Origin of the sequence: Rhodococcus sp. ZPP, from assembly GCF_017656075.1 — a bacterium.
In the GTDB taxonomy this organism is placed as follows: domain Bacteria; phylum Actinomycetota; class Actinomycetes; order Mycobacteriales; family Mycobacteriaceae; genus Rhodococcus_F; species Rhodococcus_F oxybenzonivorans.
This window is the reverse complement of the sequence record NZ_CP058638.1, coordinates 3,845,413-3,871,879: the sequence shown is the minus strand read 5'-3', so window position 1 is coordinate 3,871,879 and position 26,467 is coordinate 3,845,413. Positions and strand designations below refer to the sequence as shown.

26 protein-coding genes are annotated in these 26,467 nt (G+C 65.1%); 12 read left to right on the top strand and 14 right to left on the bottom strand.

All coding sequences use genetic code 11. The features are described 5' to 3' along the window. Nucleotides 1-76 precede the first annotated feature (76 nt). The 6 genes from HYG77_RS18320 (at nt 77) to HYG77_RS18295 (ending at nt 7,197) form a co-directional block, all read left to right on the top strand. Complete coding sequence (locus HYG77_RS18320) at nt 77-1,363, top strand: MFS transporter (protein ID WP_208960150.1); 1,287 nt, start codon at nt 77-79, stop codon at nt 1,361-1,363. Between the two features lie 294 nt (nt 1,364-1,657). Then, nucleotides 1,658-2,578, top strand: a complete 921-nt coding sequence (locus tag HYG77_RS18315; protein WP_208960149.1) for an LLM class flavin-dependent oxidoreductase — start codon at nt 1,658-1,660, stop codon at nt 2,576-2,578. A gap of 22 nt (nt 2,579-2,600) precedes the next feature. Next, nucleotides 2,601-3,923, top strand: coding sequence for a helix-turn-helix domain-containing protein (locus HYG77_RS18310; protein WP_208960148.1), 1,323 nt, complete (start codon nt 2,601-2,603; stop codon nt 3,921-3,923). Further along, a complete protein-coding gene (locus HYG77_RS18305) occupies nt 3,920-4,630 on the top strand; it encodes an SDR family NAD(P)-dependent oxidoreductase (protein ID WP_208960147.1) in 711 nt (236 codons plus the stop codon). The genes HYG77_RS18310 and HYG77_RS18305 overlap by 4 nt, the downstream gene beginning before the upstream one ends. 261 nt (nt 4,631-4,891) lie before the next feature. Next, nucleotides 4,892-6,184: an MFS transporter gene (locus HYG77_RS18300; RefSeq protein WP_208960146.1), complete on the top strand. Its 1,293-nt coding sequence runs from the start codon at nt 4,892-4,894 to the stop codon at nt 6,182-6,184. Next, complete coding sequence (locus HYG77_RS18295; protein ID WP_208960145.1) at nt 6,181-7,197, top strand: hypothetical protein; 1,017 nt, start codon at nt 6,181-6,183, stop codon at nt 7,195-7,197. Before HYG77_RS18300 ends, HYG77_RS18295 begins: the two co-directional genes overlap by 4 nt. A 67-nt stretch (nt 7,198-7,264) precedes the next feature. Here HYG77_RS18295 and HYG77_RS18290 read toward each other — a convergent pair whose 3' ends face one another. Then, nucleotides 7,265-7,816, bottom strand: a complete 552-nt coding sequence (locus tag HYG77_RS18290; RefSeq protein ID WP_109334123.1) for a TetR/AcrR family transcriptional regulator — start codon at nt 7,814-7,816, stop codon at nt 7,265-7,267. A gap of 46 nt (nt 7,817-7,862) precedes the next feature. Between HYG77_RS18290 and HYG77_RS18285 the strand changes: the two genes are divergently transcribed. The 5 genes from HYG77_RS18285 (at nt 7,863) to HYG77_RS18265 (ending at nt 12,502) form a co-directional block, all read left to right on the top strand. After that, a complete protein-coding gene (locus HYG77_RS18285) occupies nt 7,863-8,378 on the top strand; it encodes a thioesterase family protein (RefSeq protein WP_208960144.1) in 516 nt (171 codons plus the stop codon). Nucleotides 8,379-8,647: 269 nt separating this feature from the next. Then, nucleotides 8,648-9,442, top strand: a complete 795-nt coding sequence (locus tag HYG77_RS18280) for an enoyl-CoA hydratase-related protein (protein WP_109334125.1) — start codon at nt 8,648-8,650, stop codon at nt 9,440-9,442. An 87-nt stretch (nt 9,443-9,529) separates the two neighbouring features. Beyond that, nucleotides 9,530-10,666 (top strand): acyl-CoA dehydrogenase family protein, encoded by a 1,137-nt coding sequence (locus HYG77_RS18275; RefSeq protein WP_208960143.1) that lies wholly within the window; start codon nt 9,530-9,532, stop codon nt 10,664-10,666. A 28-nt stretch (nt 10,667-10,694) separates the two neighbouring features. After that, nucleotides 10,695-11,591, top strand: coding sequence for an SDR family oxidoreductase (locus tag HYG77_RS18270; protein WP_208960142.1), 897 nt, complete (start codon nt 10,695-10,697; stop codon nt 11,589-11,591). A gap of 101 nt (nt 11,592-11,692) precedes the next feature. Next, a complete protein-coding gene (locus HYG77_RS18265; protein ID WP_208960141.1) occupies nt 11,693-12,502 on the top strand; it encodes a hotdog domain-containing protein in 810 nt (269 codons plus the stop codon). A 54-nt stretch (nt 12,503-12,556) separates the two neighbouring features. On the opposite strand, the gene HYG77_RS18260 is transcribed toward HYG77_RS18265, so the two are convergent. The 13 genes from HYG77_RS18260 to HYG77_RS18200 all read right to left on the bottom strand — a co-directional run bounded on the left by HYG77_RS18260 (nt 12,557) and on the right by HYG77_RS18200 (nt 25,451). After that, the gene (locus tag HYG77_RS18260) at nt 12,557-13,591 is read right to left on the bottom strand and encodes a phosphotransferase family protein (RefSeq protein ID WP_208960140.1); all 1,035 of its coding nucleotides are present in this window, start codon (nt 13,589-13,591) and stop codon (nt 12,557-12,559) included. A 36-nt stretch (nt 13,592-13,627) separates the two neighbouring features. Continuing rightward, nucleotides 13,628-14,479: an enoyl-CoA hydratase/isomerase family protein gene (locus HYG77_RS18255; protein ID WP_208960139.1), complete on the bottom strand. Its 852-nt coding sequence runs from the start codon at nt 14,477-14,479 to the stop codon at nt 13,628-13,630. Between the two features lie 5 nt (nt 14,480-14,484). Next, nucleotides 14,485-15,294, bottom strand: coding sequence for an enoyl-CoA hydratase-related protein (locus HYG77_RS18250; RefSeq protein ID WP_109334136.1), 810 nt, complete (start codon nt 15,292-15,294; stop codon nt 14,485-14,487). Nucleotides 15,295-15,413: 119 nt separating this feature from the next. Further along, nucleotides 15,414-16,385 (bottom strand): EamA family transporter, encoded by a 972-nt coding sequence (locus HYG77_RS18245; protein WP_208960138.1) that lies wholly within the window; start codon nt 16,383-16,385, stop codon nt 15,414-15,416. A gap of 5 nt (nt 16,386-16,390) precedes the next feature. Further along, the gene (locus HYG77_RS18240; protein ID WP_208960137.1) at nt 16,391-17,176 is read right to left on the bottom strand and encodes an enoyl-CoA hydratase-related protein; all 786 of its coding nucleotides are present in this window, start codon (nt 17,174-17,176) and stop codon (nt 16,391-16,393) included. Between the two features lie 64 nt (nt 17,177-17,240). Further along, nucleotides 17,241-18,098, bottom strand: coding sequence for a 1,4-dihydroxy-2-naphthoyl-CoA synthase (gene menB, locus HYG77_RS18235; RefSeq protein ID WP_208960136.1), 858 nt, complete (start codon nt 18,096-18,098; stop codon nt 17,241-17,243). A 112-nt stretch (nt 18,099-18,210) separates the two neighbouring features. After that, the gene (locus tag HYG77_RS18230) at nt 18,211-18,969 is read right to left on the bottom strand and encodes an SDR family NAD(P)-dependent oxidoreductase (protein ID WP_208960135.1); all 759 of its coding nucleotides are present in this window, start codon (nt 18,967-18,969) and stop codon (nt 18,211-18,213) included. A 43-nt stretch (nt 18,970-19,012) separates the two neighbouring features. Next, nucleotides 19,013-19,936, bottom strand: coding sequence for a hydroxymethylglutaryl-CoA lyase (locus tag HYG77_RS18225; protein WP_109334146.1), 924 nt, complete (start codon nt 19,934-19,936; stop codon nt 19,013-19,015). Nucleotides 19,937-19,955: 19 nt separating this feature from the next. Then, on the bottom strand, nt 19,956-21,194 hold the full coding sequence (locus HYG77_RS18220) for an acetyl-CoA hydrolase/transferase family protein (RefSeq protein WP_208960134.1): 1,239 nt from the start codon (nt 21,192-21,194) through the stop codon (nt 19,956-19,958). Next, nucleotides 21,194-22,387, bottom strand: a complete 1,194-nt coding sequence (locus HYG77_RS18215; RefSeq protein ID WP_109334150.1) for a thiolase family protein — start codon at nt 22,385-22,387, stop codon at nt 21,194-21,196. The genes HYG77_RS18220 and HYG77_RS18215 overlap by 1 nt, the downstream gene beginning before the upstream one ends. After that, nucleotides 22,387-23,136, bottom strand: a complete 750-nt coding sequence (locus HYG77_RS18210; protein ID WP_208960133.1) for an SDR family oxidoreductase — start codon at nt 23,134-23,136, stop codon at nt 22,387-22,389. Before HYG77_RS18210 ends, HYG77_RS18215 begins: the two co-directional genes overlap by 1 nt. Further along, nucleotides 23,136-24,302, bottom strand: coding sequence for an acyl-CoA dehydrogenase family protein (locus HYG77_RS18205; protein WP_109334153.1), 1,167 nt, complete (start codon nt 24,300-24,302; stop codon nt 23,136-23,138). The genes HYG77_RS18210 and HYG77_RS18205 overlap by 1 nt, the downstream gene beginning before the upstream one ends. Nucleotides 24,303-24,374: 72 nt before the next feature. Then, on the bottom strand, nt 24,375-25,451 hold the full coding sequence (locus HYG77_RS18200; RefSeq protein ID WP_109334155.1) for an acyl-CoA dehydrogenase: 1,077 nt from the start codon (nt 25,449-25,451) through the stop codon (nt 24,375-24,377). 117 nt (nt 25,452-25,568) lie between these two features. Between HYG77_RS18200 and HYG77_RS18195 the strand changes: the two genes are divergently transcribed. Then, nucleotides 25,569-26,330 (top strand): FadR/GntR family transcriptional regulator, encoded by a 762-nt coding sequence (locus HYG77_RS18195; protein ID WP_208963441.1) that lies wholly within the window; start codon nt 25,569-25,571, stop codon nt 26,328-26,330. The last annotated feature ends 137 nt before the right edge of the window (nt 26,331-26,467 follow it).

Genomic DNA, 26,467 nt, shown 5'->3' with positions numbered 1-26,467 from the left:
CGACAGAGAGAGGGCGCGAGATCGGTCAGGCCCCGGCAGCGTCGCAGAGTTGAACTCTCCACGCACCAAACCGTGGATGATCGTCGCGCTACTCATGGTATTCGAGCTGATCAACTACGCCGATCGTTCAGTCATGGCGCTCAGCGCGGAATATCTCATGGACGATCTCAACATTTCGGAAGCTACGTACGGATTGATCAGCTCGTCCTTCTACTTCCTCTTCGCCATCACCGCGATTGGTGTGGGATTTACGGCAAATCGATTCCAACTCAAGTGGATCCTGCTGATCATGGCGATCGCGTGGGTCGTCACTCAGGCCCCGGTCTTTTTCGTCGGCGGTGCCGGGGTCCTCTTCTTCAACCGCATCTTCCTCGGTGCGGCCGAAGGCCCCGGGGTTTCGATGGCGAACGCAAGTGCGTTTACCTGGTTTCCTCCCGAAAAGCGAGGACTTCCGGCCTCACTTTTGTCCGTCGGATCGTCAATGTCGAAGGTTATCGCGGCACCGCTGCTAACCCTGCTGATCGTCGCAGCGGGATGGCGTTGGGGATTCCTGGCCCTCGCGATAGCCGGCGTGATCTGGTCCGTCTTCTGGTTGATCCTCGGCGGAGATGGGCCCTACAGGGTGAACCATCAGCCTCTCCCAGCCCGACTCGGCTCGGATGGAACGGATAGGTCCGCGCTTCGCTCCACCGAGAAGGCTGCGCGGCGGACACTGTTCCGAAAGGCGGTCCTGAATCGCACTTTCATCATGATGCTGCTCGGCACTATTCCGATGTATGCCCTGATCACCGTCATCCTCAGCTGGATGCCCGCATATCTCGAGAGCGGGCTAGGTTTCTCTCGCCAGAACTCTGGGCTGCTGTTCGCCCTGCCGAGCCTCGCAGCCTTGACCCTGATGGTGCTTACGGGGACTGCCACCGACAGGCTGCTGGTTCGGGGTGTTTCGATGCGAGTCGCCCGCGGGATCATCCCAGCCTGCGCGCTGCTGCTCGCCGGCACCTGCGTCACACTTATTCCCTGGGCCGCCGGTGTGCACACCTCCTGGGCCGTTGGCCTGATCATTCTGGGCTACGGCCTCGGCATCGCTGCCATGCCAATCTCCTACGCTGTCGCAGGCACACTGGCAACCCCGTCTCAGCGGCCGAGCGTTCTCGGGCTATTCGTCGGGCTACAGAGCCTGGCAGGTCTCGTCGCACCGTGGGGTACAGGGATGTTGGTGGCAGCCGCTGACACCAAGGTCGAGGGTTACAACCTTGCATTCAGCCTCCTCGGGCTGGCGATCATCATTGGCGGTGTCATCTTCGCTATCGGTACAAACCCCGAACGCGACAACATCCGTTCCGAAGGCCAACCGACAGGTTGAAGATGACAGCCGCGCCCCGGGAAACTTCAGAGGAGCGACCCATGGCGAGTCTGGCAGGTTCGCGAGCCGCTGAGTTGGACCCGGCCATCGGTCACGGTGGGTGACTCATCCGAAGCACGTTCGGACCAGGATTGCCGCTCCCACGGCCGCCTGACGAAGGCTCGGCGGCTCGATCGGATCGCCGCACTCATGAAACACCGATCAGGTAACTATCGTTAACACTTCTTCGTCGGCTGTTGCCAGGGGTGGCACGAAGTGATTATGGTCAGTCCATTCGTAGGAGAGGAGATCAGCGTGTCGATCAGAGTGGGGTTGTCGGTCACTGATGCACTTCTCGTCCCGAAACCCGTAGATCGGAGGCTTCTTCTCGACTCCGCGGCCGAAGCCGGGCTCGACCACATCACCGTCGGTGACCACATCAGCTTCCACGGCGGTACCGGGTTCGACGGCATGGTGTCGGCCACGACCGTCCTGTCCAGCCACGACACTCTGTCGGTGATCATCGGTGTCTACCTGCTCGGCCTGCGGCACCCGATGCTCGCCGCCCGCCAGATCGCGACGCTCTCGCAGATCGCGCCCGGACGGTTGGTCGTCGGTGCCGGCGTCGGCGGTGAGGACCGATCCGAGATTTCGAACAGCGGGGTCGACCCCAGCACCCGCGGCCGTCGGCTCGACGAGACCCTCGAGGTTCTGCGTGCTGTCCTCACCGGTGAGGAGGTCACCCATCACGGTGAGTTCTTTACCCTCGACCAGGCACGAATCTTACCGGCGCCGCGGCCCGCCGTTCCGATCCTCATTGGCGGCCGAGGTGAATCCGCCATTCGCCGCACCGCCCGCTACGGCGACGGCTGGCTCGGAATCTTCTGCACACCGAGGCGGTTCTCCGAGACACGTACCGCGATCCTCGACGCCGCCGCGCGGGAGAACCGCGCTCCCGACTCGTTCGGCGTGAACGTCTGGTGTGGACTCGACACCGACGCCGATGTTGCGGATCGTCTGGTGGGCGAGAAGATGCAGGCGTTGTATCAGTTGCCGCGCGACAAGTTCCGTCACCTGGCACCCTCCGGAACACCCGAGCAAGTGGCCGAGTGGCTGAACTCGTTCGTCGAGGCCGGTGCCGACAACATCACCCTGGTCCCGGCAGCCACCTCGATGGAAGCGGCGATCGAGCACACGGCCGTGGTCCGTGCACTACTGCTCGGCCATCACAGCTGACCGGGCAGAATTGAGGACGCCGATGTCCACCCCCGATGAGCGAAACGGCCGTAAACATCTACCGCTCAGTGTTTTCGATGAGCTTCTCGACGACGCCGCGGTCGCGGTCGACTGCCTTTCGGCGATCGTCCGAGTCTGTTCGGACGCCACTGGCAAAGCGGTAACCCTTTTCGACCGGCAGGGGCACATCGCCGCGTCCACGTGGCCGGAGGGCAGCGGGCAGACCGTCTTTCCCTCACTACGCGACATCCTGCGGGAACACACCGCCACCCCGGCCAGTGCCGGCCCCGTGCTGTTGCGTGCGGAACTCGGCACCGGGTTGTCGCGGCGGAAGATCCTCAGCGCGATCGTCGAACGTGGCGAACACCTCGGATGGTTGGTCGTCGACGAACAGCCCACGCCGTTTCATGCCACGGACGACTACGTCACCCTGCGCTGCGCCCGCCGCATCGGAGCGCAGTTCCTGACCCAGCGCCGCATTACGCGAGTCGCCTGGAACGCAAAATCGAACCTCGCCCGGCAACTCGTCCGGGGCTCCGGCGCCTGGAAAGATCTCGCGGCCGGCGCCGAATACCTCGGCGTCAACGTCCACGCCCGCCGCTCCCTGGCCTACATCCGCAAATCCGATCGAACACCGCCAGATTTCGACCGGTCCGTCGCCGAGTACACCGAGCGCGCACTCGACCTGGAGGTGCTCTCGACTCGCGGATCGGAAGGAATTCTCCTGCTTATCGGGGCGCCCCCATATGTCGCGTCCCCTAGTCTCGTCGGGCTCATCACGTCGACCCGCGAGAGGGCGGCCACCGAATTGAGCCCGGCAGGGGGGCTGACCGCTGGGGTGTCGTCCGTATACGAACCCGACGCGTTGGTCCGCGCATACCGGGAGGCGCGCGAGGTAGTGCGCTGCATCGACCGTTTCACCGACGGAACCGGCCACCGGGTACTGGCCGTCGACGATCTGGGACCCGCTCGACTTTTCCTGGCGAACGGTGAAGTGTCGGCGATCCGGCATTTCATCGACGACATGCTCGGTCCCCTCTTGGGTGATGATGCGGCCTCAACTGAATTGATTCGCACACTTGCCGTCTGGTTCGAGGAAAATCGCAGCGTGCGCCGCACGGCTACCCGCTTGAAGGTGCACGAGAACACGGTCCGCCTCCGGTTGTCGCGAGTGCATGCCCTCACCGGCCTCGACGTCACCAGCGATGCGACCCATCAATTGAGCATCTACACAGCACTACTCGTCCTACGACTACGCGATCATCCGTCGCTACACAGGGAAAGTCGTCGCGTCGAAACGAAGGAAGACGCGGTGCCACTTCCCGTCGAACGGAGATCCGCATGACCGACCCGAAACGCCGCAAAGCACTGGTGACCGGTGCGGCACGTGAAGGTGGAATCGGCAAAGCCATCGTCGCCCGGCTCGGGGCCGACGGCATGGAAGTGGTCACGCTCGACCGTGCACCCGGGTGCACGTACCAGGCCGACATGTCCACCGACGAACTACCGCCCCTCGACGACATCGACATCTACGTGGCCAATGCGGGTCTGACGACGATGTTCGGGGCCGCACACAGTATGTCGATCGACAAGTGGCGGAAGGATCTCGACGTCAACCTCACGGGGACCTTCCGAGTGCTCCAGCAATGCCTACCGGGAATGCGTGAACGTCGGTACGGCCGCATCGTCGTCATCTCCAGTACCGCAGGCACGCAGGGCATGCCGGCTCAGGTGTCGTACAGCACCGCCAAGGCAGGGTTGCTTGGTCTGGTCAAAACGGTTGCGGCCGAGAACGTCGCCCTGGGCATCACCGCCAACGCCGTCCTGCCCGGAATGACCGCCAGTTCCGGGATCCTGTCCATGCCGCAAGACATCCAGGATGCCTGGCTCGCGTCGATGCCCAACGGATTCGTCGACCCAGCCGACATCGCCGACGCCGTCGCGTTTTTCGCCTCCCCCACCGCCCGCAGCGTCACCGGCCAGTTCCTCACCGTCGATGCAGGTGACGGTCTCAACACCCGCACGGTTACCTCCTCGGTGGCGCAGCACTGACAGTCCCAGCGAGCGCACTGGAGAAATCAACAGTGCCGTGCACCGTGACCCTCGCCGTGCGTCCAGACGCTCTCTACCGTCCGACACATCGGATCCCGACTAGGAGAAGGCTTCGACTTCACCGCCGCATGTAACCCTTTTTGGACAGTCCTTTACTTTGGACTGTCCATATGGTGTTATCTGTGACGGATACCACTCCCCGTGGATCCCCTGCGCGGCATCGCCGCCCCCAACTACCGATATCAATAGACAGGAGCTTCCATGAGCGCAGTCGGCACGACTGGGTTGCAGGCGCCCACGCGGCATCTGAACCGCTGGTGGTATGTAGTGACGGGCTTTCTGACTCTGTTGTTCGGCACGACCGCGGTGAATGTCTTGTTCAACATCCTCGGCAAGCCGATGACCGAGGAATTCGGCTGGGAACGAAGCGTCATCAGCAACGGTCTGTCCATCGAAACGGTGTTCGTGGGTATCAGCATCGTCATCTTGGGCTTCCTCGTCGACCGGTACGGTCCCAAGATCCCGTCGGTTCCGATGTCGCTGGCATTCGGAATCGGTTTGATGCTGATGTCCGTCCTGCCGAACAACCAGCTCGTGTTCTACCTGCTCTGCGTGGTGATCGGCGCCGGCGCTGGCGCCGTGAATCCGGTGGCACACTCGACCGTGGTGAGCGCGTGGTTCCAGGACCGTCGCGGTATGGCGCTGGGCATTCTCATGGCCGGCCTCGGCTCGTGCGGGGTGCTCATGCCGTATCTGGCCAACTGGGTGCTCGGGTTCGGCGGCTGGCGTATGGCGTTCCTGGTCATCGGCGCCCTCTGCACGGTGATCCCGGCCTCGGTCTACGCGTTCGTCACCCGGATGCCAGCCGAACACGAAGCCGAGCGTAAGGCGGCGCGTTCAGAGGGACGGATGGCCGGAGAATCGCTACTCACCGTGGCGAGGAAGTACCGGCAATTCTGGCTGCTGTCCGTCGCGATCTTCCTCGTCTCCTCCGCAACGTTCGGCCTGATGTCCCAGGTCGTGCCCATGACCACCGACAAGGGCATCAGCCAGGGGACTGCGGTCTCCATTCTGTCCGTCCTGAGCCTGGCGTCGATCGCTGCACGACTGTTGGTGGGCTACCTGCTCGATCGGTTCTACGCCCCTGCCATCGGCTCGATCATCTTCGCGCTGTGCGGGGTCGGGGTCTTCTTCATGATCTCGTCGTCGCAGACCGGCCTGCTGTTCGTCGGCGCGGCTCTGATCGGCCTGGGCCTGGGGTCCGAGGGTGATCTCGCCGCCTACATGGTGAGCCGATACTTCCCCAAGCACTCTTACGGCCGGGTGCTGGGATTCATCTACTTGCTCTACGCGCAGGGGTCGGCGTTCGGCATCTTCCTGCTCGGACAGGTATACAGCGCCACTGGCTCCTACAGTGCCGGCGCCTTGCCGATCATCGTGCTGGTCGGAGTCGCCATCGCCTGCCTGCTGATGATGGGTTCCTACCGCTTCACCCTGGACCATCGCGAGATCGGCGCCGACAATGTCACCGTCGAAGAAAAGGAGCACGTATGACCGACGGATTTCACGACGCCTTGGTGACTCGCGCCACCGAGGACATGCCGGAGAAATTCTTCGACCGGTTCATGTTCAACCTTCACCCGGACGGAGATACCGCGCCGTCCGTCATCCTCGGCGCCGGGGTCTACCCACCCCGCAACGTCGTGGACGGTTTCGTCGTCCTCACCACCGGGACCGAGCAGCGCAATCTCCGCTACTCCACCGAACACTCCGAGACCGACGGCGCCTCCGTCGGACCACTGAGATGGGAGACGGTCGACGACAATCGCACCTGGCGGATCCAACTCGGCGAGAACAAGACCGGACTCGAACTCGATGTGGTGTGGCAGGCTCGGGCACCGTATTGGCTCGGGTCGGTGGACGTGGAGAACACCGACGGGAACGTCACCTCCTTCGATCACCTGTTCCAGCCCGGTCGCTACGAGGGCACGCTCACGCTGGACGGAACCACCACCGACGTCGGGGGCTGGTACGGACTGCGGGACCGCTCTCGCGGGGTACGCACCATGTCCGGGGGCCAGGGTCTACATATCTGGTACCAGGCCCAGTTCCCGGACCGCACGTTCGGATTCTTGCTGGTCGAGGACCGCGAAGGCGGCCGAATCCTATTGGAGGGCGCCGTCATGCACGACGACGGACGACTCGACGACATCACCGACGTCCGGCACGACCTGGTGTTCACCGCGGGCAACGACCTCGCCAGTGGCACGGTGGAGGTCGTGACTGCCGGCGGCGCGACCTACCGCATCGATTCGGACGCCTCGGCCGGCGGTGGTTATATGGCGGGCGGGGGCTACGGCGGCCATCATGGCAAGGTTCGTGGTCGCGACCACGAAGAGTTCGACGTCTACCCCCTCGACGGAACCGTGGGCCCGAAGACTCTCGACTCCGCCCTCACCGACCGTTGCTGCACGTTCGGATGGAACGGGGAGACCGGCTACGGAATCTTCGAGTTCGCCCTGTCGCGATCGTCGTCGTACACCTACCGCCCCACGCTGACGCGTTGACCCAAGCCAGCCACTGCCCCTGCACCGACCGAAAGGTGCAGGGGCAGTGCCATTCGGGAGCAGAGCGCTATTGACGGAAGGCGTCCAGGCCCTCGGTTGCCATTCGCACCATGTGGTCGGCGAGCCCGGCCGTACGGGTCACCTTGGCGGGCCAGTACGCGATCGAGAAGATCATGCCCAAGCACGACTGAGTGGCCACGGAGACCTCGGCCGGTGACGCGGCGGGGATCGCCCGCGCGACCGCAGTCTCCCAGCCCTGGACGTACTGCTTACGCCGTCGGTTGATCGCCTTTCGCCACGGATCGACCAGTGACCGGTCCTCGCGCTGGCTGACGTTGACGAGGTGGCGGTGCCTCGCCGCGAAGAGCGCATGATGACGGATCATCCGTTGAAGATCGAGGTCCGCATCGTCGAGCACCGGCTCGGTGGCGCCGATCAGCTCGTCCATTGCTTCGCCGAACAGGGTGGCCAAGATCTCGTCCTTGCCGGAGAAATGGCGGTAGATTGCTGGGCCACTCAGACCGGCCCGAGACCCCAATTCGTCGACACTTGTGCCGTGAAATCCCTTCTCGTAAAACAGCTCTGCGGCGGTGTCTAGAATCTTACGGTTACGGTCCACCGAGCGAGTCTAGCACCGGACTGTGAACGATCGTTATGATGTGTCGATGACGTCACCAGCAGAAATCTCCTCGTACGTTCAGGTGATAGCACTGCCCCGCGAGTGTGGGCCGGTGCCGATCCCGTCTGCCTACGAGGACGAGAACGGCCACATGAACATTCGCCACTATTTCGATCTCGAGGCGCAGGCAATCACCGTCATTTTCGACAGAATGGGCATCACCGACGACTATCGCGCCACGCGCGACCAGGGTTTCTTCACCGCCGAGCACCACATCCGGTACTACGCGGAGGTGCACGTCGGCGACCAGGTGTCGGTCCACGCGCGCATCGTCGAACGTTCCGACAAGATCGTCCACGCCATGGCGTTCCTCGTCGACGACACCACCGAACGCCTCGCGAGCACACTCGAGGTCACCGCGACCCACGTCGACCTCACCACCCGCCGGGTCGTGCCCTTCGCCGACGACGTCGCGGCCGCGGTCGACCGGGAACTCAGCCGCACCGACGTCGGCTGGCCCGCCCCCGTGTGCGGTGCGATGGGCATCCGAACCCGGGCCTGACCCCTATTCCCTACGCAGCTCCCTTTCACAGAGTCGCGGGCAGACACGCACCTTCTCGGTTCAGCACCGATCCGGCCGTGGACCATTCACATCCGGCCGCATGGCCTCTTTTGCAAGAGAGATCCGACGTATCGCCGCAGGTAAAGAGCTTTTTCGCCACCACTCTTGAAAACGCTCGTTATCAGCGCTACATTCGTCATAAGGTAAGACCAAAGCGACTTCGCGGACGGACTCCGCTCCGCGTGCAACAAGAAAGGACCAACAGGTCGATGAGTGACTTCACGGATGTGACGTACGAGGTCGAGAACGGACTCGCCTGGATCACGATCAACCGGCCCGATCGGTACAACGCGTTCCGCGCGCGCACCGTCGACGAGTTGGTGAAGTCGTTCAAGAAGGCGTGGGGCAGTTCCGAGGTCGGGGCGATCGCGCTGACCGGAGCCGGCGAGAAGGCGTTCTGCTCGGGTGGCGACCAGAAGCAGCGTATGGAGACCGGTGACTACGGCCCGTCCGACAGCGGACTGTTCGAGGTCGAGGCGCTGCACCGGGTGATCCGGGACGTCCCCAAACCCGTCATCGCCGCGGTCAACGGTGTCGCGGTCGGCGGCGGCCATGTGCTGCACCTGCTGTGCGACTTGTCCATCGCCGCGGACCACGCCATCTTCGGGCAGAACGGTCCGCGTGTGGGATCGTTCGACGCCGGACTCGGCACCGGATACCTGGCCCGAGCGATCGGAGAGAAGCGTGCGCGGGAGATTTGGTTCCTCTGCCGCCGCTACAGCGCCGAGCAGGCCCTCGACTGGGGTCTGGTCAACAAGGTGGTGCCCGGTGACCAGCTGCGGGCAGAGGTCCGCGCCTGGGCCGACGAGATCCTGCAGCTCTCGCCGACGGCGCTGAAGGTGCTCAAGCAGTCCCTCAACGCCGACACCGAGCACTTCATCGCGCAGGGCAACATGGCCTACTCGACGCTCAAGCTGTTCGGTGAGTCCGCCGAGGCCATCGAGGGCATCAGCGCGTTCAACGAAAAGCGCAAGCCCGACTTCTCCAAGTTCCGCGGCGCCTGACCCTGACTTCCGGACGGCGGGGCTGTCTTCCGCCCCGCCGTCCGGCAACTCATTCCCCAGGACTCGTCACAGAGAGCAGTCGCCCACATGCGATTCACCCAAGAGCAACAGGATTTCGCGGTGGCTGTCCGCGAACTCTGCGACTCCGAATGTAAGACACTTCAGCAGCGTGATGCCCTCACCGAGGGCGGCACTGTGGCCAACAGCCCCGCCTTGCTCGAGAAGTTCGCCGGCCTCGACTGGCTCGCCGTGTCGCTGCCGGAAGAGTATGGCGGGGGCGGCGCCGGAATGGTCGAGGAATGCATCTTCCTCGAGGAAACCGCGCGTGGGCTCGCCCCAATCATCGCCTATTCCACGGGACTTACGGCCGCACAGACCTATTTGCGCTACGGCACCGAGGAACAGAAGCGCACGATCGTGGGCAATATGGCATCCGGAAAGCTCGAGGCGATCGCCCTCAGCGAGCCCGGTGCGGGTTCCGACCTCGGTGGTGTCCGGATCAAGGCCGAACTGGTCGACGACCGCTACGTCATCAACGGGCAGAAAACCTGGATCTCTGCGGCACACGTCGCCGAGCACATCCTCCTCCTCGCCCGGACCGACGCGTCCGGGAACAAGCACCAGGGTTTGACCCTTTTCATGGTGCCTGCCGATTCGCCCGGCCTCGAGATCCACGGCATTGAGACCATGGAGGCCCGCACCTGCAATGACCTGTACTTCAACGATGTCGCCGTGCCCGCGAGCGCGGTGGTCGGTACACCTAACCAGGCGTGGCGTCACCTCATGCGGGGACTCAGCGTCGAGCGCCTCATCATCGCGACGATGGCGCTCGGCGGGGCCCAGCGCTCACTCGACGACGTCATCGCCTTCGTCACCGAGCGTGAACAATTCGGTCACAAGATCAGCAGCTTCCAGGCCATCCGTCACCGCATCGCCGATCTCGCCACGGAGATCGCCTTCGCGAAGTCGTTCGTGTACGACGTAGCCGAACGGATCGATGCCGGGGAGGAAGACAACCTCAACCGCGAGGGGTCGATGGCTAAGCTGAAATGTACCGAAATCGCGAAGAAGACCGCACTCGAGGCGATGCAGATGATGGGCGGCTACGGCTATACCCGCGAATACGGCATGGAGGAACAGGTTCGTCGGTCTCTGGCTCCGCCTATCTACGGCGGTACCAACGAGATTCAGCGCGAAATCATCAGCAAGAGCCTGGGCCTGTAGCCCTCGTTCCCGACCATAGGACCATTCCATGACCACTTCTCTCTTCACCCCCGACGCCCTCGCGGGCAAGCGCGTGCTGATCACCGGCGGCGGCACCGGGCTCGGCCGCGGCGTCGCCCGACACCTCGTCGATCACGGAGCCGAAGTCCACCTGTGGGGCCGTCGGCCCGCTGTCCTCGAGGAAGCCGCGGCGGAGGCGTCCGTTTCCCGGCCGGGCTCGGTCCACTGGCAGACCGTCGATGTCCGCAAGGCTGACCTCGTATCGGCGGCCATGGACGAGATCTGGACGCTTCACGGACCACTGACCGGCGTCATCAACAACGCCGCCGCGAACTTCATCGCCCCCACCGAATCGCTCAGCGCACGCGCCTTCGAGGCCGTCACCTCCACCGTGATGAACGGGTCCTTCAATACCACCCACGCCGCGGGCCGCCGCTGGATCGAAGGCGGCAACAAGGGTGTCGTCTTGTCCACCCTTACCACCTGGGTGTGGAGCGGATCCGCGTTCGTCGTTCCGTCCGCGATGGCGAAAGCCGCTGTGCACTCGATGACGATGTCGCTCGCGGTCGAGTGGGCCCGATACGGCATCCGCCTCAACGCACTCGCCCCGGGACCGATTCCGACCGACTACGCGTGGGAAATGCTCAACCCCACCGACAAGAGTGCAGTCGGTGCAACGCAGGCCGACCAGGTGCCGATGGGCCGGATGGGCACGATGGAAGAACTTGCCAACCTCACCATCTTCCTCCTGTCGGACGCCTGCGACTACCTCACCGGCCAGACCATCGCGATGGACGGCGGTCAGATGCTCGCCGGACCAGGAACTTTCGCCGGTCTGACATCGATGACCAACGAGGACTGGGCCACCGCCCGGGAGAAGAGCAAGGCCGCGAGCGAAGCAGCAAAGGCGCAGCGCGGAGTCTGACCCCACCTACGAGGCCTGCCTGCCGGTGACGACGAGGTCCCGGCGGGCAGGCCTCTTATGTGTGACCTCGTTCCACTTCACACCTACCGTCCAGGAGAGACATGATGATCGAGAACATCACCGCCCCTCCGTTCATCGCGACCGGCGTCGAAGCGCTGTTCCAGGTAGCACCCGTGACCGGCGACGGCACCCACGGAAGGTCGGAAATGCCGACCGGACCGTGGCTGTCCGACCAGCGCGGACTGCCCTGCCGTGGCGCTCTCGGTGTTCTGATGGACGACGTGACAGGCTATCCGATCACCGCGCGATGTCCGGCCGGACACTGGTCCGTCACAACGGAATTACACATCGACTTCACCTGCAATCCACCGCTCGACGGATCGATCCTGCAGGCCGACAGCCAAGTCGTCACGACAGATCCGGTCGGCGGTCTGGCGAGCGGCCGAATCGTAGACGAGAACGGGCGGGTCGTTGCCCTCGGAAGCGCCCGCTTGCGATTCGTCGCGGCAGCCTCACCGTCGGGATCCGTATCCGACGACGTCAACCGCTCTCGAGCGAACGCATCCTCGATCATCGAACTCCTCGGCGCCCACCACCGCCGAGACAACGCTTGCGCCGGCCTGGAACTAGACCCGTCGGATTCGCTCTGCAATCCGCTCGGAAACGTTCACGGCGGCGTCCTTCTGTGTGCATCCGAGATCGCCGGCCACTCCGCGGTGGCGCCACACGCTGATTTCCAGACGACGTCGATTGCGATGACATTCGTACGACCCAGCCCTGGGACCGAGCCGATCACCTTCGCACCCCGGGTGGTCTATCGCGGCCGCAGCTTTGCCGTCATTCACGTCGTCGGACGCAATCGAACCGGAAAGACCTGCACCACAGCGACGGTCACGTGCCATCGCACCTGATCCGATACGACTGAGGCGGTCGGTACTCGCGTACCGACCGCCTCAGTCTCGTCGTCACACTACCGACGGCGCCAATCCCGCGGCGCGGTGGGCGGCGTCGAGGAAAGCACGTACGAGGGCCGCGTCGCGGTAGTACTGGTCGCCGACTCCGGCGACCGCTCGACGACGTCCGTACTCGTACAACACCGCCAGCTTCCACAAGGCCAGCGCGGTGTACCAGGGCAGGTTCGACAGGTCGGCTCCCGTGGCGTCCGCGTACCGCTGCGCCAGCTCGTCGCGGGTGGGATACCCCTCCTCGAGCACGGCTACAGCGAGATCCTCGGTCGGTGTGCGTTCCTCCCCCTCTACGGGATACGACGCGAGGAAGTATCCGAGGTCGAACAGGGGGTCACCGATCGTCGCCAACTCCCAGTCCAGCACTGCAGCAATGCGTCCTGGCGAATCGGGAGCGAGGATGACGTTGCCGATGCGATAGTCGTTGTGGATGATCGCCGCACCGGACTCTGCGGGCACGTGAGCGGCGAGCCAGGAGCCGATCTCCGCAAACTCCGGCGGCGGTGTTCCGTCCTCCGCTGCCACCAGTTTGCCCATGCGGCGCAGGTGACGCTCGTTGAACCCGTCGGGCCGGCCGATGTCCTCCAGACCGGCCGCCTGCCAGTCCACTGCGTGCAGTGCGGCGAGAGTGTCGATCAATGCCTCGCCGATCCGGCGACGATCCGCGGGGGCGCTCAACGCCGGCGGTGTCTCGGTAGTGACCACCGGACCGGGAACGTACTCCATCACGTAGAACGGGACATCGAGCACGTCACCGGTCTGTCCGACGGCGAGGACGTCCGCCACCGGCACGCCACTGCCGGCGAGGGCGCCGACAAGGCGCGCCTCCCGCAGCATGTCGTGGGCGCCCGCCGGGACGGGTGGCGGAGGCGGTCGTCGGACGATCACCTGACGAACCCCGTCGGAGACGAGGAACGTCAGGTTGGAATGCCCGTCGCCGATGCGCGCAGTCGTGAGCGGTCCTTCGGTGATCCCGCGCTCGCGCAGGAACGTCTCCAGCGCACCGAGCGTGTCGGGGGTCCATTCCCAGGTCATGCGCTCGCCTCCATCCGTGTGGTCATTTGCCGATTCCTACTGTCCGGTGAAGCGTGGCGCCCGCTTCTCCTTGAAGGCGGCGAGCGCCTCCGGCATGTCTGCGCAGCGGGTGAGCAACGCCTGACCCCGGTTCTCCAATTCCAGTGCCGCCGCATACGACGTCACTTCCTGGTTCCGCTGCAGCGCACGCTTCGACATGCGAATGCCGCCAGGCGAATTCGAAGCGATCGCCTCGGCCACCGCGATGGCCTCGTCGAACAGATCCTCACTGGGGACTACCCGGTTTGCCAGCCCGATCCGGGCAGCCTCCTCGGCGCCGACGAAACGCGCGGTGTACGCGATCTCCGCCGCCCGACCCGGTCCGACGAGCCGGGTGAGCTTCCACGACGTGCCGAGTTCCCCGACGGACAATCCGACCTTGACGAACGCCGCGTTGAACTTCGCGGTCGGCGCCACGAGGCGGATGTCTGCGGCGAGCGCGAGAGCCAGCCCGCCGCCCGCCGCGGCACCGTGAATCGCCGCGATAACCGGGAACGGCAGGTGGTACAAAGCCGCCAGCCCACCGGTCGCGGTCTCCTGGAACTTCAGGAAATCACGCACACCCATTTCGGTGATGACGTGGATTTCGTCCAGATCGAACCCGGCACAGAACGACTGCTCGCCCGCTCCCCGAATGATCAGCGCCCGCGCATCGGTGTCGCGCAACGCGTACGCGGCAGTGTTGAACTCAGTGAACATCTTGACCGTCATCGAGTTCATTCGGTCGGGTCGATTGATCGTGAGGACCGCGATCTTGCCCTCGAGTACCTCGAGGGTGAGGGTCTCCAGCTGCGGCGGCACGTAGTTGCTCAGCACCGCCGTATTCTCCCGCACTTCGGTCTGCGTCATCTGGCTCACCTTCCCGTGAACTTAGGGCTGCGCTTCTCTTTGAACGCAGCTAGTGCCTCGGGCATGTCCTCGCCACGGGTGAGCAGTGCCTGACCCCGGTTCTCCAGCTCGAGTGCCGCCGCGTACGACGACACCTCCATATTGGCGTGGAGCGCACGCTTCGACAGCTGCACTCCTGCAGGGGAATTCGCGCGGATGAGGCGCGCCATTGCGAGCGCCTCGTCGAGCAGCGACTCGGCGGGAACGACCGCATTGAGCAGTCCGAGTGACTCGGCCTCGACAGCCTCGATGAAGCGGCCCGTGTAGGCGAATTCCGCTGCCCGCGCCGGACCGATGAGCCGGGGCAGGTGCCAGGAGGCGCCTAGATCACCGGCGGATAGGCCGATCCGTACGAAGGCCGCGTTGAACCGTGCGGCCGGTGAGCCGATCCGGATGTCGGCGGCAAGCGAAAGCGACAGCCCTCCACCGGCGGCCGCACCGTTGACGGCCGCGATCACCGGGACACGAATGCTGCGGATCGCCGAGAGCGCCCGCGCGGCCAGTTCCTGCTGGTCGAGCATGCCCATCGGTGTCAAGGACGACAGTCCGTCGGCATCGTCGAGGTCGAAGCCACCACAGAACGCCTTGCCGGCGCCAGTGAGGATCACGACGCGGAGGTCGTCCTCCTGATCCAGAAGCAGCGCCACCTTCTCCAGTTCGACGAACATGGTGTTCGTCATCGAGTTCATGCGTTCGGGGCGATTCAACGTCACGACGGCGATGCCGGGTTCCGGCCGCTCGAGCGTGAACGTTTCCCATGTCGTGGGCTCGGTCACGAGTTCACTCCTTCTCCAGTTCGGCGATCCCAAGCGATCGCCCTCAGTGCGTGGCCGGACGCGGCGCGTCCGGATGGTCAGGTCTCTGTGGAGGTCTTTCAGCACCGCACCCGCATCGGCTACCCGCCTCCGCTCGCTTTTTGGTCTGATAATAATACCTTGAATTCGGCCGCGGAGGAATCCTCTCGACCTCGCGTCCGGGCATGCGCACTGACGACCAACACGACAGACACCAGTACGATCGCTCCCCCGATCGCCAAGGCGGGGGTCACGGGTTCGGAGAGAACAACGGACCCGAGTGCCACAGCCACCACCGGATTCACATAGGTATGCGTGGCCACCAGCGACAGAGGAGCGTGATGCAAAAGCCACGCGTACGCCGTGAAACCGATGATCGAGCCGAAGACGACTAGGTAGCCGAACGCTCCCCATGCCCGGGACCCGATCGCCCCGTCCAGCCTTTCGCCAGTCGCCACCGACGCGAGCGACATGGCCGCTCCGGCCGCCAGAAGCTGGTACGCCGCAGTCACATACACGTCCCGCGGCAACCAGACCCTCGGCTTGATCCACGACCCGAACGACCACGACAGGCTGGACAGCACGATGACCGCCACCCCGATGACGGGAAGCCCGGACTGCCCACCACGGTGCGGCAACACCAGCACGGCGAGACCGATCAACCCCACGCCGACACCTACCAACTCGAGCACCCGCGGGCGGTCACCGCCCAGCGTGCGATAGAGACAAATCCACAGCGGCACCATGGCGATGAGGAGCGCCGTCACGCCGGAGGGCACGCCGTGCAACTGGCCGACCGAGGTCAGGCCGTTCCCGCACGCGAGCAGGAGCACTCCCAGGAACGCGGCTCCCGCTGCCTCGCGCCACGTGAGGCGCAGCCGCCCCCAGCCGCCGCGACAGGCCAGGAAGGCGGCTATCAGCGCGCCGGCAAGGAGGAACCGCGCACCCATCGAGCCCAGGGGCGGCACTTCCTCGATGACCAGACGGATCGCGAGGTAGACCGATCCCCAGATCACATAGACGAGGAACAGGGCGAACGCGACCGGACCCCTTCCGACACTCCCGGGCGACATGGCGCTCAGGAGAACCGCGGAGCGCGCTTCTCCAGGAAGGCCGTGATGCCCTCCTTCGCCTCTCCGTTCTCGAACAGATCCTGCTCCTGGGCCACCTCGAACCGGAAGCCCTCCTCGAGTGGCGTGTCGAACGATGCGTCGACCGTGCGGATGACGGCGCGCTGCGCGGGAAGCGACATCGTGCACAACTCGGTGGCGAGTGCCAGCGCGGCCTCCGTGGCGGCGCCGGCCTCGACGATGCGATCGATCAAGCCGATCGCGTGCGCCTCGGGGGCAAGGACCTGGCGGGCGCTCAGCATGATGTCGAGGGCACGGCCGCGACCCACCAGACGCGGAAGGCGCTGCGTCCCACCTGCTCCGGGAATCAGCCCCAGCTTCACCTCGGGCAATCCGAACTTGGCGTCCGCACCACCGACCCGCAGCGTGCAGGCCATCGCGAGTTCGAGGCCGCCACCCAGCGCGAGGCCGTCCACCGCGGCGATCGAAATTCGGTCGGCCGATGCGAGCCGGTCGAGCGCACTCCGAAGCCGATCGCCATATGCCGTGAAGGATTCCGCGTCGACGGCCGACATGTGCTTGATGTCGGCGCCGGCCGCGAAGAATCCGGGAATGTCCGAGCGGACGACGACCACCTTCACGGAGCCGTCGGCGTCCGCTGCGTCGAGTGCCGCGTTCAGACCGTCGATGATCGGCAATCCGAGAGCGTTCGCCGGCCTGCGTTGCAACGTGATCGTCATGACGCCGGCCTCGACGTCGCTCCACGCGACTGCGGGCGTTGCGGTTTCCGACATGCACACCATCCTTCTCGGTCCTGTATTGACCCAACCATACTAATTGTCGGACCGAAATGGAAGATCAGGGACGACGCGGAAACTTCTCGAACTCCGGGCGCCGCTTGGCCTTGTACGCCTCGCGTCCCTCTTTCGCCTCCTCCGTCGAGTAGAAGAGCAGATTCGCATCGTGGGCGAGTTGCTGAATACCCGCCATTCCATCCTCGGCCGCATTGAAACTCGCCTTCATGAGCCGGAGCGCGAACGGCGAGAGCGCGAGCATCTCGCGACACCACTGCACAGTTTCCCGCTCGAGGTCGGCGAGGGGGACAACGGTATTGACCAGGCCCATCTCGCGTGCCTGCTGCGCGTCGTACTGCCGGCACAGGAACCAGATCTCCTTGGCCTTCTTCACCCCGACCAGCTCCGCGAGCAGCCCCGCGCCGTAGCCGCCGTCGAACGACCCCACCTTCGGGCCCACCTGACCGAACCGGGCGTTATCCGCCGCGATCGTGAGGTCACAGACCAGGTGCAGGATGTGCCCGCCGCCGATCGCGTAACCGGCGACCATGGCCACCACCGGCTTCGGCAGGCGGCGGATCTGAATCTGCAGATCGGTGACGTGGAACCGTCCGACGCTACCCGCCTTGCCTGGCTCGGTGAGGTAGCCGGTGTCGCCGCGCACCCGCTGGTCGCCGCCCGAGCAGAAGGCGTCAGGCCCCTCCCCCGTCAGCACGATCACGCCGACCGAAGAGTCTTCGCGGGCGTCGACCAGAGCCTCCGAGATTTCCATCAGCGTCTGTGGCCGGAACGCGTTGCGTACCTCCGGACGGCAGATCGTAATTTTCGCGATCCCGTCACCACTGTGTTCGTATCGGATGTCCTCGAACTCACCGACTGCAGTCCAGGACACGAAATCCGTTGTATCACCGTTGTTCGTCATAGAGCGATCATAGGCATACGCGCTAACGATCGTTATCGGCCGAGCCTGCGAATGCCGAAGGTACGACCCGGAAAACCGAGCCGCACCTTCGCGTCCTATATCCGTATATCTGTCAGGACATTGTCAGGCCACCGCTGACGGACAGCGTCTGGCCGGTGACGAATTCCGCTGCGTCGGAGGCGAAGTACGCCACCGCCGCGCCGATGTCTTCCGCCTTGCCGAGACGCTTCATCGGCACGGCGCGGGTCATGCCTCCGATCACCTTGTCGGCATCCTGGCCGGAGCTGTCGGCGAACTTGCGTAGCGCAGGAGTATCGGTGGGGCCGGGGCACACAGTGTTCGCGGTGACACCCTTGGTCGCGACCTCACGGGCGAGGGTCTTGGTGAAGGCGATGATGCCACCCTTGGCGCCCGAGTACACGGCCTCGAGCGAAGAGCCGACGCGGCCGGCGTCGGAACCGATGTTGATGACACGGCCCCAGCCGCGCTCGACCATGCCCGGAACAGTCGCCTGAATTACCCGGAGCTGGCCCTTGAAGTTGATGTCGAGGATCCGGTCCCAAAATGCCTCGTCCGTCTTCAGGAACGGCATGAAGTCGTCCCAGCCGGCGTTGTTCACGACGATCTCGACCGGGCCGAACTGCTCGGCGACCTGCTTCACCGCTGCCTGCACCGACGCGGTGTCGGTGACGTCGACAGGGACGGCGATCGCCTGGCCACCGGCGTTGCGGATGCCGGCCGCGGTCTCCTCGGCGACCTCGAGGTTGAGGTCGGCGACCGCGACGCGGAAGCCGGCAGCACCCAGTGCGTCGGAAATACCCTTGCCGATGCCCTGCGCACCGCCGGTCACGAATGCAACTCGATTACTCATGTTCTTCTCCGATTGTGTGTCGTTTTTCGAGGTTCGGTCGACTTCAGCGCAGGCTCGATGCCCACTCGATGGGGCCTGCGACGATCGAATGACTGGTGAGCTTGCGGCCGAGCACACTCTGCGCTTCCCGGGCCGCGTCGATGACGCGAGGAAGGTCGAGGCCCGTCTCGACGCCCATTTCGTGGAACATGCTCACCAGGTCCTCGGTGGCGATGTTGCCGGTCGAGCCCGCCGGAACGGGGCAGCCGCCCAGCTCCCCGAAGCTCGATTCGAAGCTCGCGCAACCTGCTTCGAGGGCCGCGTATGCATTGGCAAGGCCCTGACCGCGGGTGTTGTGGAAGTGGGCGGTCACCTCGACGCCGGGCAGCCGATCAAGCGCTGCCGCGAAGAATTCCGAGGCGTACGCGGGGTTGCACATGCCCGTGGTGTCGCCGAAGCCGATCTCGGTGGCGCCGGCTTCCGCGAACCGTTCGGCAAGGTCGAGCACCCGGGTCAGGTCGACCTTGCCCTCGAACGGGCAACCGAACGACGTCGCGATCACGGCGGCGCAGTCGAGGCCCTCGGCGACGATCCGTTTGGCCATGACGTCGTTGTCCGCCATCGTTTCGTCGACAGTCCGATTGACGTTCTTCTTGTTGTGGGTGTCCGACGCGCTGACAAAGATCGCGACCTCGTGGAACTTGTCGCGAACCTTCAAGGCGTTCTCGAGGCCCTTGCTGTTGGGCACGAGCACCATCAACTTCGTCTCGTCGGGGACCTCGATACGCTCGAGCACCTCGACTCCGTCCGCGAGCTGCGGAATGACGTCCGGACGCACGAAACTGGCCACCTCGATCCGGGTGAATCCCGCCCGCCCGAGAGCATTGATCAACCGCACCTTGTCGTCGGTCGGGATGCGTTCCGGTTCGTTCTGGAAACCGTCACGCGGTCCGACCTCCCGGATCTGGACCCGCTGGGGACGCGTCATGGCGTCGACTCCTTTCCCCTCACTCCGCTGTGGATGCAAGGTCGTATTCCTCGAGATCGAATTCGAGACTGTCGCGGTGCTCAGGTGCTGCCACGGCAATCATGCGGCGCGCGCGCTCACCCAGGGAACATCCGCGCAGTGCCGCGGCACCGTATTCGGTGACCACGAAGTCGACGTCCGCGCGGGCGGTGGTCACCGCGCCGTACTCGAGGGCCGTTTTGATCGTCGACTTCCCTCGCGAATCGGCGCGCATCGCGATGATGGAGCGGCCGCCGGTCATCGCCGCGGCCCGCGAGAAGTCCACCTGGCCCCCGACCGCACCGGCGTATGTCGTGTTGCGGAGCTCCGCACCGACCTGACCGGTGAGGTCGACCTCGATCGCCGAGTTGATGGACACGAACGACTTCAGTTGCGAAAGAATCTGCGGCGCATGGGTGTAGCTCGCCGGACGGAACGCCACCGGAAGTCCGGGAAGCCTGTCGTAGAGTGTGGCCGTTCCGAGCGCGGCGCCCGCGACGTGTAGTCCCGGGTCGATCTCTTTCCGCGCCCCGGTCAGCACACCTCGGTCGATCAGTCGCAGTGCCGCATCGGAGATCATGCCGGAATGCAGTCCTAGGTCCTGGTGTCCCGCGAGGGCGGTGAGGACGGCGGACGGCAACGTCCCGACGCCGATCTGGATCGTGTCGCCGTCCGCCACGAGATCGGCGACGTTCCGTGCTATCGCCAGTTCCACGTCCGCGGGCTCGCGGTCCGGCGCCTCGAGCAACGGCCGGTCGGACTCGACCACCGCGGCGAACCGCGACAGCGGAATTTTCGGTGCCCCGAGAGTGACGGGCATGCGCCGATTGATCTCGGCGATGAGGACCGGCGTGTGATCGAGGGCATCCGCGATGTAGTCGACACCGACGCCGAGCGAGCAGTTTCCGGCCGAGTCCGGCGGTGAGACCTGCACGAAGCCCACGTCGCACGGCAGCCGCCGTTCGGCGAACAGGCGCGGCAGGGCCCCGTAATGGCAGGGCACGACCTCGAGGTGGGCAAGGCGGCGCAGTTCACCGAGGCCACCATAGGAGACGATGGACAACTCGTCCGGCAGTTCGCTGGTCAGCCGCCGATTCCAGGTGAGCCCGACGAAGGCCCGGACGGGGCCGATCGACGGCACCTGGTCGAGCAGGGCGTGGACGAGCGGGGTGGGTTCCGCGCTCGTCTGGCTCCACCAGATCCCGTCGCCGGGCCGGATGTGCTGCGTCAGGTCGATCATCAGCCGATCCGCTGAATAAGGGTCGCCGTTCCCAGACCGCCGCCGCAGCACATGGTCACCAAGCCGATTTCGGCGTCACGCCGCTCGAGTTCCGCGACGATCGTGGCGATGAGACGCGCACCCGTCGCACCGACAGGGTGCCCGAGCGCGATCGCGCCGCCGTTGACGTTGACCTTGTCCATGTCCGGCTTCAGTTCCCGCTCCCAGGCCAGGACGACCGAACTGAACGCCTCGTTGACCTCGAAGAGATCGATGTCGTTGATGCTCATCCCGTTGCGGTCGAGCAACTTCTGGGTCGCCGGGATCGGGCCGGTCAGCATGATGATCGGATCGACCCCGACGGTAGTCTGATCGAGGATACGGGCCCGCGCATGCAGTCCGTGAGTGTCGACCGCCTCCCGGGAGGCGAGCAGCACACCGGAAGCCCCATCGGAGATCGGCGACGAACTGCCCGCCGTGATACGGCCGTCCTTCCGGAACGCAGTCTTCAGGCCCGCGAGGCTGTCGAGAGTCGTTCCGGGACGGACGGTCTGGTCGGTGACACGGGTCTCGCCGGCGAGGTCGAGCGGGATCATCTCGGCGTCGAACCGACCGGCCTCGATGGCCTCGGTCGCGAGACGATGTGATCGGACAGCGAACTCATCCATATCCTGCCGGGAAATTCCCCACCGATCCGCGATGAGTTCAGCGCTCTCACCCTGGTGCACGAAGTCGTAACGCTCACGCAGCGCTTCCGGCCACGGGTCGCCGTACAGTTCGGAGATCTTCGCGGGTGAGGTGATGGGCACGTGTCCCATGTGCTCCACCCCACCGGCGAGGACGACGTCGTGGGTGCCGGAGCCGACCAGTGCGGCACCCATCTCGACCGCGGTCTGCGCGGACCCGCAACGGCGGTCCAGCACCACAGCCGGGACCTCCGGCGGGTAGCCGACCTGCAGCCAGGCGTTGCGGCCGATGTTTCGGGACTGCTCGCCGAACGGTGCAGTGCAGCCGATCACGAGGTCCTCGACGACGGCCGGGTCGAGGCCGCTGCGGCGAATCAAGTCCGTGTAGACCGCACCGAGCATGTCGTTGGGGTGGGTGTCGCGGAACCAGCCGCGCTCGGGGTGCGATTTGCCCATGGGAGTGCGGGCCGCTTCCGCGATGACGACCTCGCGCGCGGACCGCTGGAAGGGGTTGCGCTTCTCGACCATCAGATCACCGTTCCGCCGTCGACGGGCAGTACCTGGCCCGTGATGTACGACGCGCCGTCGGACGCGAAGAACACGAAGCTGGACGAGATCTCGTCCGGTTCCGCCCAGCGGCCCAGCGGGATTCGCGCGAGTGTCTTCGCGGAGAGCTTCTCGTTGCTGCGGATGTTCGCCGTCATCTTGGTGGCGGCGAGCGGCGCGATCGCGTTGACCGTCACCTGCTTCTTGGCGAGTTCACGCGCCAGCGACTTCGTGAGTCCGATGATGCCCGCCTTCGCGGCACCGTAGTTCGCCTGCCCGATGGTGCCCACGAGGCCGGCGGCGGAGGTCACGTTGATGATGCGGCCGCTGCCGTCGGACGGCAGGTACGGGAGAACTGCCTTGCTGCAGACGAAGCTGCCGACGAGATGAATATCGACGATGCGGCGGAAGTCCTCTTCTTCGAGGTTCGGGAACATCGCCGGTGCGATCGCACCCGCGTTGTTGACCAGGATGTTGAGGGTGCCGTCGTTCAGCGCAGCGGCCTGCTCCGCCGCAGCCGCCGCCTGATCGCCGTTGCGGACGTCGAGGGCCGCGGACTTCGCGACACCGCCTGCCGAGGTGATCTCCGCTGCCACGGCCGCCGCGGCATCGGCGTCGACGTCGGTGACGAGCACCGCCGCACCTGCTCGCGCGTAGGCATGCGCCACCGAGGCGCCGATTCCACTACCCGCACCGGTGACGAGTGCGGACTTTCCGGTGAGTTCGAACATCAGTAGCTCCTGGGGAGGCCGAGGACGTGCTCGCCGAGGTAGTTGAGAACCATCTCCTGGCTGAGCGGGGCGATCTTGGTGAGGCGGGCTTCGCGGAAGTACCTGGCCACGTGGTACTCCTCCGAGTAGCCCATGCCGCCATGGGTCTGGAGAGCGCGGTCGGCGGCCTGGAAACCGGCGTCGGCGCACAGGTATTTGGCCATGTTGGCTTCGCGGGCGCACGGCTTTCCGTTGTCGTAGAGCCACGTCGCCTTACGCAAGACGAGTTCAGCGGCGTCGAGGCGAGCGAGGGAATCCGCGAGCGGGAACTGCAAACCCTGATTCATGCCGATGGGGCGACCGAACACCTCACGCTCGTTGGCGTACTGGACGCCCCGGCGAAGAGCGGCCCGGCCGATACCGAGCGCCTCGGACGCGACCAGCATGCGCTCCGGGTTGAGACCGTCGAGAATGTACTTGAAGCCCTTGCCCTCCTCGCCCACCCGATCCTCGACGGGAATCTCGAGATTGTCGATGAACAATTCGTTCGACGTGACCGCGTTGCGCCCCATTTTCTTGATCGGGCGGATGTCGACCTTCGAGCGATCCAGGTCGGTGAGGAACAGCGTCAGGCCGTCCGTCTTCTTCTTCGCGTCCTCGAACTTCGTTGTGCGGGTGAGGAGAAGGATTTTCTCCGACTCCATCGCCTTGGAGATCCAGACCTTGCGGCCGTTGACGATGTACTTGTCACCCTCGCGTCGCGCGAAGGTGGTGATCTTGGTGGTGTCCAAACCGGCGCCGGGCTCGGTGACGCCGAAGCAGACGTGCAGGTCGCCGTCGACGATCCGCGGAAGGGTGCGCTGCTTGAGTTCCTCCGAGCCGTGCACGATCACCGGGTGCATCCCGAAGATCGAGAGGTGCATCGAACTCGCGCCGTTCATGCCGGCGCCGGAAGCGGCGACTTCCTCCAGCAGGATCGATGCCTCGGTGATACCCATACCGTGCCCGCCGTACGCCTCGGGCGTGGTGATGCCGAGCCAGCCACCCTTGGCGAACGCGTCGTAGAACTCGGTGGGGAACTCGTGCTCGCTGTCCTTCTCCACCCAGTACTGCTCGTCGAACTTGCCGGCCAGCTCTCGCACCGCTCCTCGGATCGTTGCCTGATCCTCGGTCAGATCAAAGTCCACAGCACGTCCCATCGTCGTCGAAACCGTTTGGACTTAAGTTACTAAAGGACAGACCAAAAAGTCAACGGTGGGTCAGACCGCGGGCAACAGCGGCAGATCCCGCGCGAGACGCTCGTTCCACACGTCCGGGCCACCGAACAACTTCTCGTCGAGCTTGGCGCGCTTGTAGTACAGGTGCAGGTCGTGTTCCCACGTGTAACCGATCGCGCCGTGCATCACGAGAGCACTGTCGGCTGCCTGCACCGCATTTCGCGGCACCTGCGCCTTCGCTACCGCGGCATGCATCGCGCGATCACCGAGACCGAGATCCACCGACGCCGCGGCGTAGTAGGCAATGGACCGGCCGGCCTCGACCGAGACGAGAATGCTTGCCGCAGCGTGCTTCACGGCCTGGAACGACCCGATCGGCACACCGAATTGCTGGCGTTGCTTGCTGTAGTCCACGGCGAGATGCAGCATGCGATCCATCGCCCCGAGAGAATCCGCGGCCACCAGCACGGCCGCACGTAGTCCGGCGTCCTCGAGGGCCGTGGCCGCCTCGACGTCGAGACGCTGTCCGGTGACGCCGTCGAACCGGACATCCGCGGCCGCGCGGGACGGGTCGAGGAACCGCCGCGGTTCGACCGTGACACCGGGATCGTCGACGCGCACGAGGTACAGGGCGGCCGTTCCGTCGGCACCCGTCGCCGGGACGACCAGCAGTTTCGCGCGTTCGGCGCCGAGCACCGTCGCGACGCGGCCGGTCAGCGCGCCACTCCCGTCGGCGCGCACCGAATCGGCGACGCCGAACGGTCGGGTCGCGTCGACGGCAACGGCCGCGAACCCACTCCCCGCCAGCACGTCGGCAGCGACGTCGGCGGGCAGCAGGGGCGCCGCGAGGACGGACGCGGTCCAGGCACTCGACGGCGCGGCATACCGGGCCAGCGCCTCGGCGGTCAACGCCAGTTCGAGCAGACCACCGCCCTGACCACCGATGTCCTCGGCGAGACCGGCGGAGAACCAGCCCTCCTCGACGAATTTCTGCTCGAACTCGGCAGGATCACCCGATTCACCCCACTTACGGACATTTGCCGGAGCGGCGAACCGCCCGAGCCAGCCGTCGAGGGCTTCGGTGAACATTTCCTGCTCTTCTGACAGTTCCCAGCGCATACAACTGGCCCTCTCGATGAGACGAAGAATAGGCTGCAAGACGAACGCAGCGAGAACCCAATGGTATATTAGGTCTGACCGTTAGACCAGAGAGGGCGGGGAGCCATGCCATCAGCCGTGCCGAACACCACCCGGAACGGACGTTCCTCCATCCAGTTGACACCGATGGCGGTACCGAAGGCGTCGGACGTCCTCGCGAACGAGCTGCGCGAGCGCATTCTCAGCGGGGACTACGTCGAAGGCACACCGCTGCCGCCGGAACGCGAACTCGTCGTTCAGACCAAGATGAGCCGCACCACCGTCCGCGAGGCCCTCCGCATCCTCGAGGTGCAGGGACTCGTGCGCATCAAGGCGGGCCGGGCCGGGGGCGCCTTCGTTCAGCGGCCGGGCGAGCAGTCCATGGCGGACACGGTGGCCCTGCTCATCCGCGGTCGTCAGATCCGTCTCGCCGCACTGCTCGAGACCCGCGAGGCGATCGAGCCCTTCTGCGCCCAGCTCGCTGCCCGTCACCGCACCGACGAGGACCTCGCGCGACTCGACGCCGCCAACGACGACATCGCCGGCGCAGGTGACAGCCTCGATGCCTTCCTTCAGGCGAACATCGATTGGCACGTGGCCGTCGCGAGCGCCAGTCACAACGAACTGTTGTCGGGTCTCATGATTTCGCTCTCGCGCGCCATCTATGCCGCAACGGAGAACGAAGGTTTCATCGACGACAAGGTTCGCGAGATCACCGTCCGGGCTCACCGCTCGGTCACCAAGGCCATCCGGGACAAGGATGCCGATGCTGCCGTGCGGCGCATGAGCCGGCACGTCCACTCGTACGCCGAGTCGATCAAGGACTTCGAGCAGCGCACCGACATTCTGCTCGACGAATGAGCATCGCTGCATAACGTCATCCAGTAGCGGCGAGGGCCCCACACCGTGCGGTGTGGGGCTCGCGGTAGCCCATCACGCTGGCCCACACCGCCGTCGGGGTCGATCAGACGGGACAACAACTGTCGCCGATTTGGTAC